This window comes from Spirosoma aerolatum (genome assembly GCF_002056795.1).
Taxonomy (GTDB): Bacteria; Bacteroidota; Bacteroidia; order Cytophagales; family Spirosomataceae; genus Spirosoma; species Spirosoma aerolatum.
Genome location: NZ_CP020104.1, coordinates 3,908,750 through 3,924,404, shown reverse-complemented (window position 1 = coordinate 3,924,404; position 15,655 = coordinate 3,908,750). Strand labels below are relative to the sequence as shown.

The 15,655-nt window shown below is 43.2% G+C and carries 11 protein-coding genes and 1 tRNA gene; 6 read left to right on the top strand and 6 right to left on the bottom strand.

Annotated elements, in window-relative coordinates; translation table 11 throughout:
• Window positions 1-8: 8 nt before the first annotated feature.
• Window positions 9-1,043, top strand: coding sequence for a DNA polymerase III subunit delta (gene holA, locus B5M13_RS15725; RefSeq protein ID WP_080056575.1), 1,035 nt, complete (start codon window positions 9-11; stop codon window positions 1,041-1,043).
• 381 nt (window positions 1,044-1,424) lie between these two features.
• Here holA and B5M13_RS15720 read toward each other — a convergent pair whose 3' ends face one another.
• Together B5M13_RS15720 and B5M13_RS15715 are read right to left on the bottom strand one after the other, a co-directional pair.
• Window positions 1,425-2,726, bottom strand: a complete 1,302-nt coding sequence (locus B5M13_RS15720) for a sensor histidine kinase (RefSeq protein ID WP_170061136.1) — start codon at window positions 2,724-2,726, stop codon at window positions 1,425-1,427.
• Window positions 2,727-3,078: 352 nt separating this feature from the next.
• Window positions 3,079-3,152 (bottom strand) — tRNA-Met (locus B5M13_RS15715).
• Window positions 3,153-3,266: 114 nt separating this feature from the next.
• On the opposite strand from B5M13_RS15715, the gene B5M13_RS15710 reads away from it, so the two are divergent.
• The 5 genes from B5M13_RS15710 (at window position 3,267) to B5M13_RS15690 (ending at window position 8,915) form a co-directional block, all read left to right on the top strand.
• Window positions 3,267-3,659, top strand: a complete 393-nt coding sequence (locus B5M13_RS15710) for an START-like domain-containing protein (RefSeq protein WP_080056573.1) — start codon at window positions 3,267-3,269, stop codon at window positions 3,657-3,659.
• Window positions 3,660-3,772: 113 nt separating this feature from the next.
• Complete coding sequence (locus B5M13_RS15705) at window positions 3,773-5,287, top strand: LptF/LptG family permease (protein WP_080056572.1); 1,515 nt, start codon at window positions 3,773-3,775, stop codon at window positions 5,285-5,287.
• Window positions 5,288-5,402: 115 nt separating this feature from the next.
• On the top strand, window positions 5,403-5,678 hold the full coding sequence (gene rpsO / locus B5M13_RS15700; protein ID WP_080056571.1) for a 30S ribosomal protein S15: 276 nt from the start codon (window positions 5,403-5,405) through the stop codon (window positions 5,676-5,678).
• Window positions 5,679-5,849: 171 nt separating this feature from the next.
• Window positions 5,850-7,976: a polyribonucleotide nucleotidyltransferase gene (locus B5M13_RS15695; RefSeq protein WP_080056570.1), complete on the top strand. Its 2,127-nt coding sequence runs from the start codon at window positions 5,850-5,852 to the stop codon at window positions 7,974-7,976.
• A gap of 75 nt (window positions 7,977-8,051) precedes the next feature.
• The gene (locus B5M13_RS15690) at window positions 8,052-8,915 is read left to right on the top strand and encodes a sigma-70 family RNA polymerase sigma factor (RefSeq protein ID WP_009282104.1); all 864 of its coding nucleotides are present in this window, start codon (window positions 8,052-8,054) and stop codon (window positions 8,913-8,915) included.
• A gap of 67 nt (window positions 8,916-8,982) precedes the next feature.
• Here B5M13_RS15690 and B5M13_RS15685 read toward each other — a convergent pair whose 3' ends face one another.
• The 4 genes from B5M13_RS15685 to B5M13_RS15670 form a co-directional block, all read right to left on the bottom strand.
• Window positions 8,983-10,284 (bottom strand): HlyD family secretion protein, encoded by a 1,302-nt coding sequence (locus B5M13_RS15685; protein ID WP_080056569.1) that lies wholly within the window; start codon window positions 10,282-10,284, stop codon window positions 8,983-8,985.
• Window positions 10,284-12,422 carry a peptidase domain-containing ABC transporter gene (locus B5M13_RS15680; RefSeq protein ID WP_245860034.1) on the bottom strand — a complete coding sequence of 713 codons (2,139 nt, stop codon included), beginning with the start codon at window positions 12,420-12,422 and terminating at the stop codon, window positions 10,284-10,286. Before B5M13_RS15680 ends, B5M13_RS15685 begins: the two co-directional genes overlap by 1 nt.
• Before the next feature lie 75 nt (window positions 12,423-12,497).
• Entirely contained in the window at window positions 12,498-13,982 is a 1,485-nt protein-coding gene (locus B5M13_RS15675) for an MBL fold metallo-hydrolase (RefSeq protein WP_080056567.1), read from the bottom strand.
• Complete coding sequence (locus B5M13_RS15670; protein WP_080056566.1) at window positions 13,979-15,130, bottom strand: hypothetical protein; 1,152 nt, start codon at window positions 15,128-15,130, stop codon at window positions 13,979-13,981. Before B5M13_RS15670 ends, B5M13_RS15675 begins: the two co-directional genes overlap by 4 nt.
• Window positions 15,131-15,655: the final 525 nt, after the last annotated feature.

The following is a 15,655-nucleotide window of genomic DNA, read 5'->3' as shown; positions in this document are numbered from 1 at the left end:
AGTACAGATTGATTGCTGCCGTTGATACCCTATTAAAAGACATCCGCAACAAGCGGATTGCGCCCGTTTACCTCATTCATGGCGACGAGCCGTATTATATCGATCGAATTGCCGACGAACTCGAAAAAGTAGCCGTTCCGGTTGCCGAGCGGGGGTTCAATCAGTTCGTGTTGTTTGGTAAAGATACCGATGTGGGGGCCGTGCTGAATTACGCCCGTCGTTATCCGTTTATGGCCGAGCGCCAGTTGGTACTGGTGAAGGAAGCCCAGCAAATGGGTGGGTTGGGTGATAAGTCAGCACAGACCTTGCTGGAAGATTATGCGCTTAACCCGTTGCCAAGTACCATTCTGATGTTGTGTTATGTAAAAGAAGATGGGAAACCCGGTCTCGATGAGCGTAAGTCGTGGGTAAAAGCCTTCGGCTCCAAAGGTAAACTGCTGGGCGTAAAGAAATTATACGACAACAAAGTGCCCGATTGGGTGGGAGAGTACTGTCGTGAACAGGGGGCCAAGATAAGCCCTAAAGCCTGTCAGCTCCTGGCCGATCATATCGGTAACGACCTGAAACGGATGGCAGGTGAGATCGACAAAATGATGATCAACCTGCACGTTGGCGAAGAGATTTCGGCAGCTACTGTCGAGCGACTGGTTGGTATTAGCAAGGAATATAATGTCTTTGAACTCCAGAAAGCGCTTGCCCAGCGCGACGTAGTAAAAGCCAATCAGATCGTCGATTATTTTGGGCACAATCCGAAAGATAATCCCCTGGTCGTGATTCTGGCGCAGTTGTTTGGTTATTTCAGCAAAGTGTTGATGGTTCAGGCGTCAAAGGATCAGACGGATAAAGGGCTGGCCTCCCTGCTGGGTGTCAATCCATTTTTTGTGAAAGATTATCTGTCAGCGGCCCGAACCTTTCCCCTTGCTAAAGTGGCTTCCGTGATCAACGCCATCCGACGGGCCGATGCGCAGAGCAAGGGCATTGACGCCCCAACGATGAGTGAACGGGATATTCTTCGGGAATTGGTGTTCGATATTCTGCATTAAGCTTAAGGGAACGTGGGAGGGAAACCGCTCAGATTTTCGGAGCGGCTTCCCCTTTTTAGGGGTTGAGGTTTGTCTTCAAGATTAATATGTCCTGACCACGATTACAAAATAAAGCTTTTAAGCCAATTGTTTTTATTTACAATGTTGTTGCGTAAATCGCAGCCAAATTAAGAATGGGCAGACATCCGGATTCGTGAAAATACATCGTTATTGGAAATTGGGTTTAGTATTACGTTAACGGATAAGGATACGAATCCGTCGCTGGGCCCTTATCCCGTTGGCCTGACAACCAGGATCAAAACCGGATCGGCTGGATCTGGTAAGCTCAAAGTAGTATTACGCCACCAGCCTACTGCAAAAAGCTGTTCGTTTCGTAATAATCTATTGGCTCTTCGGATAATGCATCGGGAAAATAATCCGGAAGATTGTACCAACGTCTGGCTTTGTTTCGATGTCCATAGTGGCATGCAGTAATTCGCAAAGGCGTTTCACAATCATGAGGCCAATGCCTTCTCCCTTGGATTGCGTTGGGGAAGATACGCTCTGTTCTTTCCGGTTACTGGCAATAAATAAACCATCAGTTGGTGGACTCTGAAATACGGCCGTAGAATCGGCTGTTGGCATGAGATACTGACCCAGTTCCTGAACCACATCGGGTGGTAATCCAGGGCCAGTATCTTGTATGCTTATGACCCAGCGAAAGTTGTCCTCCCTGCTCCAGCTCAGAGTAATTAAACCAGTTGGCGTGTGATGGAGGGCATTGATGAGCAGGTTATGAATGATACGCTGTACTTTTATTTTATCCCCTTCTACCAGCAGCGTATCAGGCCCTGCCCACTCCAGATTTATCTGGTGCTGTTGAACAATGGGTTGTACACTCTGAGCAATCTGACGCAGCAATTCACCTGCATCGAATGATTCCAGTTGCATCGTCTCCTGACCAGCTTCCAAACGGGCCAGGTCCATCAACTCGGTCAGTAACGTTGCCGCATTATCTAAATTTCGCTGCCACATGCCTCGCCATTGGGCTTGTTCTTCTTCCGTTCCGGGCTGGTCAAGAAGCCAGGCGGCATTGCGTATCAGACCGTAATAACTACGAAGATCATGGGTGGCTGTTCGAAGTAATTCGCCCCGTTGCTGGCTTAACTCACTGAGTGACGCTAACGCCTGTTGGAGTTTGGCTGCACGCTGGGAGGCTTCCTGCCGTTGTAATTCGTCAAACTGTACTGTACTACCCCGAATAACTTCCAGCATGAGCGTATTGATATGCCCAAAAGCCTGAGTTAGGGCAATGGACGCTATTGTTGTGGAAGTTGAGACGAATAGCTCCAGCTCATATACCAGAAGCTGGTGCAGATGGGCCAGTTCCTGTAGTAGTTCGGTAAGAGAATAGCCTTTTTGCCAGCGATGTAATCCATGTTCTTTGGCTTTCTCAAAAGGCGACCATTTCTCCGGCCGACCGAGTAGTCGGCAATCCAGTACATCGAGAATCAGAGGAATCTGATCGTTAAATTCGTCGCGGGCCAGCGTGGCTGCTGTGGGCATTGCCAGCCGATCGTTTTCAATCCGTGTCCTCCAGGTGTTAAAAATAATTTCCCGTTTGGCGAGTAGGTAAGCCGCAATCGGGGCTAATGGAGACGGTTGAGAAACGTTTGTTTCCAATGTGTCGATTTGCTGCATCATACTGAACATAATCGGTTACAGCTTAAAAGCTGAGCTAACACTTTATAAGCTCTACGTTAATAACTGTAATAGCGAAACCGATTGGTAAAAAGAAAGTTTAATGCCTATAATGACGAATAGGTGCAACTGGGCTTGTTCGGTATCGAAAAAGCACTGATCGACTAATACGAAACTTTCATTTCGGATGATATAGGAATCAAAGTCAAAAGTTGTGGATTATCTTGGAGTAAGCATGTAACTGGGGTCAGCCGACACAGCCCTGTTTCAAAAAAGAAAGGATGATGGCTAGGCTGTTAACATAAAAGACCCGCTTTGAAGGCGGGTCCATCATTCGTGCTAAGAACAAGATTCGTAGCGGGGAGCAGGATCGAACTGCCGACCTTAGGGTTATGAATCCTACGCTCTAACCATCTGAGCTACCCCGCCGAATTTGATGCCACAAAAGTAAGGAAAAATTGACTTAATGCAAAAAAGGACGTTGACTTTCGCAAAAAAAATCGTTTACCTTTGCCAACGACCCCTTTTCTATGGTAAAATATTATGGAGAAATATAAATTCGTGGCCGAGTATGAACTCCGGGCCTCCCCAAAAATGCTGTTCCCCTACATTAGCACAGCATCTGGCCTGTCGCAGTGGTTTGCTACCAAAGTTAATACCATGCCAGAACAGCGGTTCGATTTCCAATGGGATAACGAAAGCCATATAGCCAGGCAGGTGTCGATGCGGCAGAATAAGGGAGTGCGCTTCGAGTTTCTGGATACAGACGATGAAGGCTCCGATAATAATTATGTAGACTTCCGGGTCGACCAGAGCGAATTGACTCAATCGACATTTTTACGCATTACTGATTACTCCAGCACAACCGATGAAGAAGAACTGAAAGACCTTTGGGACGGCCTGATGGAAAAGCTCCGAGAAATTGTTGGCAGTTAAATTATGTTAATGAATAATGGAAAATGAACCGCACGGGCGGATCCGAATGTATAGTGTGTGTATATCTAGTCGTTATACCATTATCCATTTTTCATTGTGCATTGAACAGTTGAATGAAAAAGGTTGATAAACTAATACTCGGCTCATTTTGGGGGCCGTTTTTTTTGACCCTGGCCGTCGTCATCTTTATCTTTCTGATGCGGCTGCTGATGTTTTATATTGATGATTTCGTATCGAAAGACCTTGATCTGGCTACCTTTGCCCGGTTACTTTTCTACTTTGCACTGTTGACAATTCCGACAGCATTGCCTTTAGCCGTGTTGCTCTCGTCCCTTATGACATTTGGCAACCTGGGTGAGTTTTTTGAATTGACGGCCTTAAAAAGCGCTGGCATCTCGCTGACAAGAGCTATGCGCCCTTTGCTAATCGTGGCCATAGGCATTAGCATTTTTTCATTCTGGTTTAATAATTCGGTGTCGCCCTGGGCAAACTTGAAAGGCTACAGTTTGCTGTACGATATTAAAACAGCAAAAGCCGCCTTAAACCTTAAAGAAGGAATATTTTACAACGATCTTCCTGGCTATAGCATCAAAGTAGACCACAAGATTAAAGGGGCTAAGGATAGCCAAAATGGCGATTTGCTGAAAGGCCTGGTCATTTATAAACATCCCATGAGTGGGCTTGAATCGGGCAACCGCGAGATTATTCTGGCTGATTCGGGACGTATGTATACGGATAAAGACCGTACATACCTCGTTTTTGAACTGTTCAATGGTAACGATTACCAGGAATATTCGGATAATAGCACCGTGAGTTACGCCAGCGGAGGGTCGCTGGTGCGAGGGGGGCAATTTATGCGAAATGGCTTTAAAGATTATCGGCTGGTAATTAGCCTGGAATCATTCGGTATCAAGCGGACCGACGAAAACCAGTTCGAGTATCATGAGTACATGAAAAATCTAAAGGAACTATCGGACCTGACCGATTCACTACGAAAAGATTATACAAGTACCAGCCTGAATGTTGCCAGTACATCCCGGCAATATTACAGCTATCAGTTTAAATCGGATGGGACGGTACACAAAAAAAAGGTAATGGATGGGAAATGGGTTGATTCCCTACTAAGGAAGCACCAGATTGCCCGGCCGGAACTAGCACAACTAGCACTCAACTCAGCCCAGAATATTTTGTCGTATGCGACCTCCAACGTGACCTATCTGACTGAGAAAGAAAAAAATGTCTGGAAATACCAGTTAGAATCACATCATAAATTCACGCAATCGATTTCAATTTTTGTAATGTTTCTCATCGGCGCTTCGATGGGAGCCATTATTAAAAAAGGGGGCTTTGGAGTGCCCGTCCTGATAGCCATCGTCTTCTTTATTTTCCTGTATGTACTGACCATTGCCGGTGATAAATATGCCAAAGATGGGCTTCTCTGGGTACCTTTAGGTGCTTGGATGGCTAATATTGTGCTGTTTCCGATCGGATTATTGCTGATGCAGCGGGCACGTCATGATTCCCGCCTGTTCGATAAGGATGTATATGTGATAGCCTGGGAGCGTTTAAAACGGAAATGGGATGCGTTTCGAAATCGGCAATCTATAGCTGTAAGCAATCAGGCATAAATTGGATTATTCTGTACGTATTACATAAACTATTGACTGGCGGCAACCGATTATAGAATTTTTTCACTATCTTTGCCCCCGAATTCATAAATTTTTATCATTTAGCTGTCTGAAGATGTATCTAACGACCGAAAAAAAACAGGAGATTTTCTCCACCTCGGGGTACGCCAAAAGTGCAACGGACACCGGGTCGGCCGAATCCCAGATCGCGCTGTTCACGTATCGGATCAGTCATTTAACTGAGCACCTGAAAGTTCACAAGCACGATTATGGTACCCAACTGGGTCTTTTAAAATTAGTAGGTAAACGTCGGCGGTTGCTGAATTACCTCCAGAAAAAAGACATCATGCGTTACCGGGCTATTCTGGCAGCGCTGGGATTACGGAAGTAATCGGGCTCTGGTTAAAAAAGGGAATCTGCTTATAGTAGATTCCCTCATTTTTGTTGTTTCTACACCAAATAGAGTGAATTTTTTTGATTAAATAAAATAATTGGGGATTAGTACAACTCGACTAATCCCACGCGGTTTAAAGCTGTAGAGGACGTATTCAAAATCTGTTGTATGTTTCAAATTACCACGCAATCCGTTGCGCTGCCCGACGGGCGGGAAATTACCATCGAAACCGGCAAAATGGCCCGTCAGGCCGACGGAGCGGTGGTTGTCAGGCTGGGCGACACCATGCTGTTAGCCACAGTTGTATCGAGTAAAGAAGCCAAAGAAGGCGTTGATTTTCTGCCTTTATCTGTTGATTATCAGGAAAAATTTGCTTCGGCTGGCCGAATTCCAGGAAGCTTTCAGCGTCGTGAAGGCCGATTAAGCGATTACGAAATTCTGATCAGTCGTTTAGTCGACCGGGCTCTGCGGCCTATCTTCCCAGATAATTACCATGCCGATACCCAGGTGATTATTACCCTGATTTCGGCTGATCCCGAAGTACAGCCCGATGCGCTGGCAGCCTTAGCGGCTTCTTCTGCGCTGGCCGTATCTGATATTCCATTCAATGGCCCAATTTCGGAAGTTCGGGTCGCAAAAATTGACGGAAAGTATCAAATCAATCCGAAAACGGCCGATCTGAATCGAGCAACGATCGATCTGATTGTAGCCGCTACAGAAAAAGATATTTGTATGGTGGAAGGCGAAATGAGCGAATGCTCTGAAGCTGAGGTCGTGGAAGCGCTGAAAGCTGCCCACGAAGCCATCAAAGTTCAGTGCCAAGCCCAGAAAGAACTGGAAGCGAAAGTTGGAAAAACCGTAAAGCGGGAATATAACCACGAAACGCATGACGAAGAGCTTCGGGCGGCTGTGCGGGCGGCAACGTACGATAAGATCTATGCCGTAGCTCGTCAGCAAAACCCAAGCAAGAAGGGTCGTTCGGAAGCGTTCAAAGCTATTCGTGATGAATACATTGCTTCGTTCCCCGAAGGATCGGAAGTGAATGTCAGTCTAATCAAAACCTACATCCATGATCTGGAATGGGAAGCCTCCCGTCGATTGGTGCTGGATGAGCGGGTGCGTCTGGATGGTCGGAAATTAGATGAAATTCGTCCGATCTCGGCTGAAGCTGGTCTGTTACCTGGTCCGCACGGGTCTGCACTCTTCACGCGTGGTGAAACGCAGTCGCTCACTACAGCTACGCTGGGTACAAAAACTGATGAGCAGATTGTCGATCAGCCGCTGTTCCAGGGCTATGAGAAATTCCTGCTGCACTATAACTTCCCTGGTTTTTCAACGGGCGAAGTAAAACCAAACCGGGGGGCTGGCCGACGTGAAATCGGACATGGTAACCTGGCTCATCGCTCATTGAAAAAAGTATTGCCTCCCGACGAAGAAAATCCATACACCATCCGGGTGGTATCGGATATTCTGGAATCGAATGGATCATCGTCGATGGCAACGGTTTGTGCCGGTACCATGGCGTTGATGGATGCTGGGGTTAAAATAAAGGCTCCTGTGGCTGGTATCGCTATGGGATTGATCTCTGACGGTGAGAAATATGCCGTGTTGTCGGATATTCTCGGTGATGAGGATCACCTCGGCGATATGGATTTTAAAGTAACTGGTACTGAAAAGGGCATCGTGGCTTGTCAGATGGACTTGAAAGTTGACGGTCTGTCTTACGAAGTATTGGCTCAGGCGCTGGAGCAGGCGCGTGCAGGACGGCTACACATTCTGGGCGAAATGAAGAAAGGTATCGCCGAAGTTCGTCCAGATCTCAAACCCCATGCACCACGCGCTATTGTCATCAAAATCGATACCAACCAGATCGGAGCGGTGATCGGACCCGGTGGTAAAGTGGTTCAGGACATCCAGAAAGATTCGGGTGCCATTGTCAATATTGATGAGCACGACAACGCGGGCTGGGTTAGCATCTTTGCGACCAACAAGGAGAGCATGGACAAAGCCGTGTCGCGGGTGAAAGGGATTGTGGCTGTACCAGAAGTGGGTGAAACCTACGTAGGTAAAGTTAAAACCATTCAGCCATTCGGTGCTTTCATTGAGTTTATGCCGGGCAAAGATGGCTTATTGCATATTTCGGAGATTAAGTGGGAACGACTGGAATCGATGGACGGTGTTTTGCAGGTAGGAGAGGAAGTAACGGTCAAATTGATTGACATTGATAAAAAAACGGGAAAATATCGTTTGTCGCGCAAGGTTTTACTGCCCAAGCCAGAGAACAAAAATGCGTAAGTCATTGTTACTTTTTTGTGTAATTCAACGTCAAAATAAAGCGTTATATAGTCGCTCTGCCGGGGAAAACAGAATATGAGACAGCTAAAAATTTCAAAACAGATTACCAACCGTGAAAGTCAGTCGTTAGACAAGTACTTGCAGGAGATTGGTAAGGTAGATCTACTCACACCAGACGAGGAAGTAACGCTGGCCCAAAAAATTCGGGAAGGAGACCAACTCTCGCTCGAACGATTGACGAAGGCGAACCTGCGCTTTGTGGTATCCGTAGCGAAACAGTACCAGAATCAGGGGCTTTCGCTGGGTGACTTGATTAACGAAGGGAACCTGGGTCTGATTAAAGCTGCCCAGCGTTTCGATGAAACCCGTGGATTTAAATTTATTTCGTACGCCGTTTGGTGGATTCGTCAATCAATTTTGCAGGCATTGGCCGAACAGTCACGGATTGTACGTCTGCCGCTGAACCGGGTTGGTTCATTGAACAAGATTTCGAAGACATTCTCCGATCTGGAGCAGAAGTTTGAACGTGAGCCTTCGCCTGAAGAACTGGCCGCTGTGCTGGAAATCTCGGCTGCTGAAGTGGTTGACACGCTGAAAATTTCGGGTCGTCACGTATCGATGGATGCGCCGTTTGTACAGGGCGAAGAAAACAGCCTGCTCGACGTACTGGAAAACGATGGTGAAGACAAGCCAGACTCCGGTCTGATCAACGATTCGCTTCGGAAAGAAGTACAGCGTGCCCTGTCGACGCTGACGCAACGCGAAGCTGATGTGATCACCCTATATTTCGGGCTGAACGGCGAACATGCCATGACCCTGGAAGAAATTGGTGAGAAATTTAACCTGACTCGCGAGCGGGTTCGGCAAATAAAAGAAAAAGCTATTCGTCGGTTACGCCACACCTCACGGTCAAAGGCGTTGAAAACCTACTTAGGCTAACATTCCTGTTTGCTAATGTGAAACGGCTCCTGCGCAAGTGGGAGTCGTTTTGTTTTTAGGGCAGTAATTATCGTTGATTGATGGCTTTCCGAAGCTGGTAGAATACGCGCTCAATTAAACGTAAATCTTCTGTAATGATTTCAGCAGAAGCTTCCATTCCAGTTTTGTAAGTCAACTGTTTAGAGTAAGTTGTGCGTAACCCGTTGGGTAATTCAACAACAGCGGTGAAATAGGAATTATCTTGAGAGGGAATTTGGGATACCGTTCCTACTACTCCTTCTATTGCTCCAAATTCTTCGAAGGGATAACCTTGAAACTTAACCAATACTTTCTGCCCTGATTTTACACGACCAAAATTTGCCTGGGGTATTCGCACATCGCCAAGATATTGATTTTTACTAGTAGCTCCTACATACATAACTTCAGAATTAGCTCTTAGAAGTTGATTTTCCTGTAAAATCGTAGAATAATGGAGGATACCAGATAAGGGAGCTTCGAGTAAATATCGTTTTTTCCAGTCGGTTATTGCGCTAATCAATGTATTGATCGCTTGTTCAAATTGTTTTTTTTGTTCCAAAGCCTGCTTGTCCAACTCAGTAATTTCTCTACGTTTCTGTATTTGAGCAGTTGAATTCGTCGAAATTGAAACTTCTATTTGTTTTATTGGTAAACGTTTTGCTATTAGCTTACTTTCCTCCCGCTGATAGTCTAGTGGTGAAATCACTTTGTCGGCATAAAGTTTTTTGTGAATTTCAAATTCTTTATTGGCTATAGACTCATCTTGCAAATAAATAGTATATTGCTCTAAAAGCTGTTTTTGTGTCTTAATCAAATCTGACAATTCCTGGTTTAAGAAAGATTTTCTTTTAAGATAATATCCATTCGAAAATAAAGTTAATGTTTGAATGTATGATTGCATGAAATTTTCGAATGGCCCCTGTAATTCTCCTAATTCTTGAAAATTTTCTACAGGAAAAACGTCTAGTTTTTCAAAATGATTGGTAATAACAAGTTGGTGTAAATTTTGTAATCGTTTGAGTAGTTGTAATACTTGGCTATGGTCTGCGGTTGATTCTAAATAGGCAATAGTTTGCCCGGCAACAACATATTGATTATCGTGAGTAAATAATTTTACAATCCTGCTATCATTTCTACTGATAATAGGTTTGGGGGCATTTTGTGTGGTAAGTCGAAAAGGAGCAGAGACGATTATTGGGTAATGTATAAGCCAGCTTATATAGACGCTAGCAACTACTGCCAGGAAAATTACAGTGATCCCCCAACGAATTATCCAGTTTGGAATCTGATCAATAAAATCTCGTACAGCTTCACTTTGAGTATCGAGCTCATCTACTTGTATATCGGCCATTAGTTTCCTAACTCTAATTGGTTCTTCACTAGTGAGTAGTAATGATTTCGCTGACTAACTAATTCGTGATGCGTACCTTGCTCAACTATCTGACCTTTATCCAGAACAATAATTTGGTCGGCATTTTTGACTGTGCTTAAGCGATGAGCAACAATAACTACGGTTCTATTCTTAAAGAAGTTTTCCAGGTTTCTCATAATAATAGCCTCATTTGTGGCATCTAAAGCACTGGTAGCTTCATCAAAAAAAAGGAACTTTGGATCTTTGTAAACGGAGCGAGCAATTAAAATTCGTTGTTTTTGACCACCGCTTATTCCCATACCACTGGAGCCAATTCGTGTATTATACCCATTAGGCAGGGCTTCGATAAAGTCTTCAATATGGGCCGTGTGAACAGAGGCCTGAAGCTTTTTACGATTAACGAGTCCGCCAGAATCCGACTCACTTATATTTCTGGCGATAGAGTCTGCAAAAATATACCCTTCCTGCATGACAACTCCACATTGACCGCGCCAGAAATCATAGCTAAGATTTTTAAGATTAGTATTTCCAACGAAAATATTCCCGTTGCTAGGTTCATAAAATTTAAGTAGTAATTTCAGTAAGGTTGTTTTACCGCTTCCACTGGCACCAACAATTGCAGTAACTTTTCCTTCTGGGATACTAAAATTTATATTTTTTAAAACATTTTCCGAACTGCTGCTACCGTATCGAAAACTAATATTGTCAAGATGAATACTTTGTTCTGTTGGCAGTTCATAGATAAGATTGGCATCAATTGATTCCTCATCTGATTTGGCATGAATTTCGGTTAGTCTTTCCAAACTTAACTTAGCGTCCTGATACGTTCTTATAAAAGCAATAAAATTATTAACAGGAACATTCATTTGACCAACAATGTATTGGACAGACAGCATTGATCCTAGTGAAATATTTCCGTCAATAACCGATTTAGCCGCAACAAAACTGATAAGGATATTCTTAATTTCATTCAGAAAACGTCCGCCCTCGTTTTGCATTTGTGATAGGGTTGTACTGCGAACGTTAAGCCTAAACAATCGGGCCTGAATAGCCTCCCATTCCCAGCGACGACGTTTTTCGGAACCATTAAGTTTTATCTCCTGCATGCCGTTGATGAGCTGAATGGCACTACTTTGATTTCCGGCGGCCTGGTCGAAATATCGGTAATCGATTTCGGCCCGTTGCTTGAGGAATAAGAGCACCCAAACCATATATAGAGCTGAGCCTAGCAGGAAAATAAAGAAGAGTTGTGCATTGAAATAGAATAGGATAGAACCAAAAATTAGGAATGTAACGGCAGAAAAAAGAACATCGAGGGTAGTTGCTGATAGAAAAGCCTGTATACGGTTATGATCCTGAATACGTTGGAGTATATCGCCAGTTTGTTTTGAATCGAAAAAAGCAATCGGAAGCCGCATCAGCTTCATCATAAAATCGGAAAGCATCCGAAGATTGATTCGACTTGTTACATGCAATAAAATCCAGCTACGAATTACATTGATACCTGTTTGGGAAAGGAAAAGAACTAATTGGGCTATTAATACCAGGTATATAAAATTAAGATTATGCGTGTTTATGCCTGTGTCAACAATCTGCTGAGTCAAAAATGGTAAAGCTAACTGAAGGAGGCTAATTGTAAGTAAACTCAGAAATAGTTGCAGACCATAGCGACGATAAGGGCGCACGTATCGGAACAAGAAACCACTGAAAGACTTTTTGGCTTTTTCGGGTTCATCCTGCTCAAAAAACCTGGGCGTTGGTTCAAAAAGTAATAAAACACCCTCTGAATCGGCAGAGATTGTTTTTTCTGGAATCCAGCCTTTTAGAAATTCCTGCCGGGTATACGTAATTAACCCATGACCAGGATCGGCTATTGTTACCTGAGTCGGGGAGGCTTCGTAAACTACAACAAAATGCCGTTGTCGCCAGTGAGCAATGCAGGGTAATGGAATTTGCTCGGCTAGTGTATTGTACTGAGCATTTAAGGCCAGTGTACCGAACCCGATTCGTTCGGCAGCATCGGCCAGACCACCCATTGAGGTCCCATCACGAGCCAGATTAGCAATTTCCCGCAAATAGGTTGCATCGAATGTTTTTCCGTAAAATTTACTAATCATTCGTAGGCACGTAGGCCCACAATCCATTAGATCGTATTGCCGGTAGAAAGGATATTTCTTTGCCACAATCCCCGATTATTTTGCCTCAGACGATTTACGTAAATCGTCTATTGTGCCATAAGGAGCCTGGCCATTTAAAGGCCACGAGGTATAGATTTTATCGACAGCAAGCTGTTTTGTTGTAATCAGATTGTACACCGATTTGCCCCGATCGCCGGATGGAAAAATGCGCCCATCGGCCCGAAAAAATAGTAAATCACCCGACCAGAGAAGTTTCTGTTGTGGGAAGTAATAAACCAGATGCTCGGCTGTATGGCTAGTGTTTTTACCAATTTCGTAAGCGACAACGGTTAATTGGTCATCACTATAGGTTTTCTGTCCTTCGGCCGGAACAAAATCAAACCGATAGCTTTTACCACTCTCCTTATTGAACTCGTTTAGGGTATGAGTGCCCGACAGAAGCTTCTTAAAATACGCTTCGTTGCCCGCTGTAGTAATAAACGTTACCGGTAAATCGGCAAAGGCGCGTATTCCGCCTGCGTGGTCGGGGTGGTGGTGAGTAAGGAATACCTGTCGAAGTGGTTTTTGTGGATAACGACTCTGGATTTCACGAATAATCTGTTGATTTAAACCCAGCCCTGATGGACTTTCAAACAAGGCAATATGGTCGCTGAATTGAGCTACTAAGACTTTATTATTTTGCGAAGTAATTTTGATCAGGTCTAGGTTAGGGGCAATGGTTTCGACCGATAATGATTCAGCTTTTTGAATTACTTCGGGTAGTTTACGTTGAAAAGTGACTGGAACCCAGCGAAGTTGTAGTGAACTGGTATCCGGCTTTACATTGAAACGTATGTCCTTATACGTTAGCTCCCGTTCTACCTGCCCGAATTCATAATCAGTTCTACTGGCGGGTACTTGTAGCCCGTTTGTAGACGTATAGCCTTTGTATTCGCTCACGAATAACACATCGCCATATCGGTCGTTGTAGCCTAACTTTTCTATTCTATCGAGTAAGAAAGTTTTCGTGTTAATACACAGTGTTACGGCATCATTGGAGTTGTAGCTGAACGAGAGCAAAAAATGACTATCCTGCTCGCCTAAATAACGTAGCGATTGGCGGTTAGTATAAGCAAGCTGTAATAATTTGATGGGCAGTAGTTTAGCCGCTTCATACTGAAATTCCTGTGAATTGCTTCGAACCAGCGATCGGTTGTAATAACCGGTTGTATAGACTGAATCAGATTTACTTACGCTTGATTGAATAAGGGAAAGGCCGTTATTCTGAATGACGCTGCGTAGATAAGCTACTTGCTCCTGTTGAAAATAAGCGGCTACTTCCTCGACTGGAATATCCTTTGTTTTTTCGGGAACATCGTAATGCCCCATATTATGAATAATGCCACTACTCGTAATCAGGACACTATTCGGGAGGTCTTTACCCGTAGTAGAAATGGCTTTCTGCAAGATAGAGAAGGCTTTCTGATAGTTGGCTATTGTCTGTGCCCAAAGTGAGCCTGTACTAAGCAATAAGGCAATGGCTACATAGCTATATCTCATACGAAATTAGTGTTACGGATTGGGTTGAGTGTGCTGAATAAATCGTATTGAAACGTATACGGCTGATTGTGATAATCTAATCCCTTCAAAACCGGCTGGTATTTTTGACAGATATACGCATAACCAGCAGCAAATTGCCGATGGAACTCCATCCCTTCATCGGTCAAAATTTTAGGGTTATTCATATTGGTCAGATCAAGGCCAAACTTGTTAATGTAAAACCCTAAACGACCCAGGGCTTCATATCGTAATGGTATATCGGAAATCGAATCATTGCTCAGAACGGTATCGAGCGAATGTAAAATAGTTGTATAAGTGAACAATCCATGAAAAGCTCCATAAACTCCTCTTCGTTCATAAGATACACCAGTAAACTCTTTCAGTGGAAAATCTTTTGGAACACGTAGGTATTTACCTGTATCGAGTGTTAATGCATTGAAAATAATGTGACCACATTGATGGGCAATATCATCAATGAAAAAAATAGGTGTCTGAGGTTTATTTTCAACATTAAAATAAGCCGTACCATGATGCATAATACCTGCAAACGAGTGCTGCTCTGGTGGGCTATTAAATACCACAAACTCACGCGTAACGGATTCAATTAATTGCCAGAAATCGGGTAGATTTCTTTGAAAAAAAATAACAGCCTGAAATAACGGATGTTGATACTTTTGAGCAGTTGATTCAACAGGTTCGTAAAATGTAATATTTTTCTCATAGCGTAATAAATCCGTTGGATGCCAGCAAAGCCTAATTATGCTATTGGGTAAGAATTGATTCCGTATAAGATTCTGCTCAAGCTGCTCTATCATGAGCAAAGTTGTTTCTTTCGAATTCACTCTAATATACCCTAAATTAGGCAGGTTAATTATACCAAATTGATCTGCTTTGATAGAGACAAATTTAGGTCTCTCCGTTACGGATATATAGCCTAATAAGCTTTGAGACAATGGTATAGTTAAGTTCTTATCAATATCCGATAGGAAATGGCAGAATAATGTAGGTTCTAAAAAAATAGAATCGTTATCGTAATCGAGAAGGCCAAATAAATTGGGATCTTCCTGATATAAGGCCATACGAATTGTATCAGAAAGGAAGACCTGATTCGCAAATATTTGGTGCACTTTTTGTTTTATAAACTCCATTTTTTATATAAATTGTTGGGTTTCTAATAGTATAAGTATAAAATTTATGATCGAGTGAGAGAAAATTGCCATAGTAAAACAGATTTTAATCCTTATTAAACTGAGAAAATAGCCTGAAATAAAGAAAGGTAAAAAAAGAATTGGCCAATAGAGGAATAATTCATATTGATTAGTGAAAACATATTTATTAATGTGGCTAAATGCAAATGAAATAATAGATAAGAAAAAAATTGCCCTTTTATTGACTTTCCAGAATTCCATTAGCTTATTATTGAAATGCTTTATTAAATATAAAATAATTATATACAAGGCTAAAAGTAGAAATAAATAAACCTTTAAATAGAGAGTGTTATACAAAAAAAGCCTGCCTATAGTAAGGCTAACAATTGTAAACAAGATTCCTATTATCAAACTGGTAGCTTTACTTGGGGAAAAAAGCAATCCTAGGCGGAACATAAGCTCTTCTGTTATTGGGCTTAATAAACCAACAAAGACTATTGTATTCGTGCTTATTGAATGGATATT

Coding starts and splice junctions, on each gene's coding strand:
- B5M13_RS15720 (WP_170061136.1), bottom strand. CDS start 2,726: ATGATGCAGCAAATCGACACATTGGAAACAAACGTTTCTCAACCGTCT.
- B5M13_RS15710 (WP_080056573.1), top strand. CDS start 3,267: ATGGAGAAATATAAATTCGTGGCCGAGTATGAACTCCGGGCCTCCCCA.
- B5M13_RS15705 (WP_080056572.1), top strand. CDS start 3,773: ATGAAAAAGGTTGATAAACTAATACTCGGCTCATTTTGGGGGCCGTTT.
- rpsO (WP_080056571.1), top strand. CDS start 5,403: ATGTATCTAACGACCGAAAAAAAACAGGAGATTTTCTCCACCTCGGGG.
- B5M13_RS15695 (WP_080056570.1), top strand. CDS start 5,850: ATGTTTCAAATTACCACGCAATCCGTTGCGCTGCCCGACGGGCGGGAA.
- B5M13_RS15690 (WP_009282104.1), top strand. CDS start 8,052: ATGAGACAGCTAAAAATTTCAAAACAGATTACCAACCGTGAAAGTCAG.
- B5M13_RS15685 (WP_080056569.1), bottom strand. CDS start 10,284: ATGGCCGATATACAAGTAGATGAGCTCGATACTCAAAGTGAAGCTGTA.
- B5M13_RS15680 (WP_245860034.1), bottom strand. CDS start 12,422: ATGATTAGTAAATTTTACGGAAAAACATTCGATGCAACCTATTTGCGG.
- B5M13_RS15675 (WP_080056567.1), bottom strand. CDS start 13,982: ATGAGATATAGCTATGTAGCCATTGCCTTATTGCTTAGTACAGGCTCA.
- B5M13_RS15670 (WP_080056566.1), bottom strand. CDS start 15,130: ATGGAGTTTATAAAACAAAAAGTGCACCAAATATTTGCGAATCAGGTC.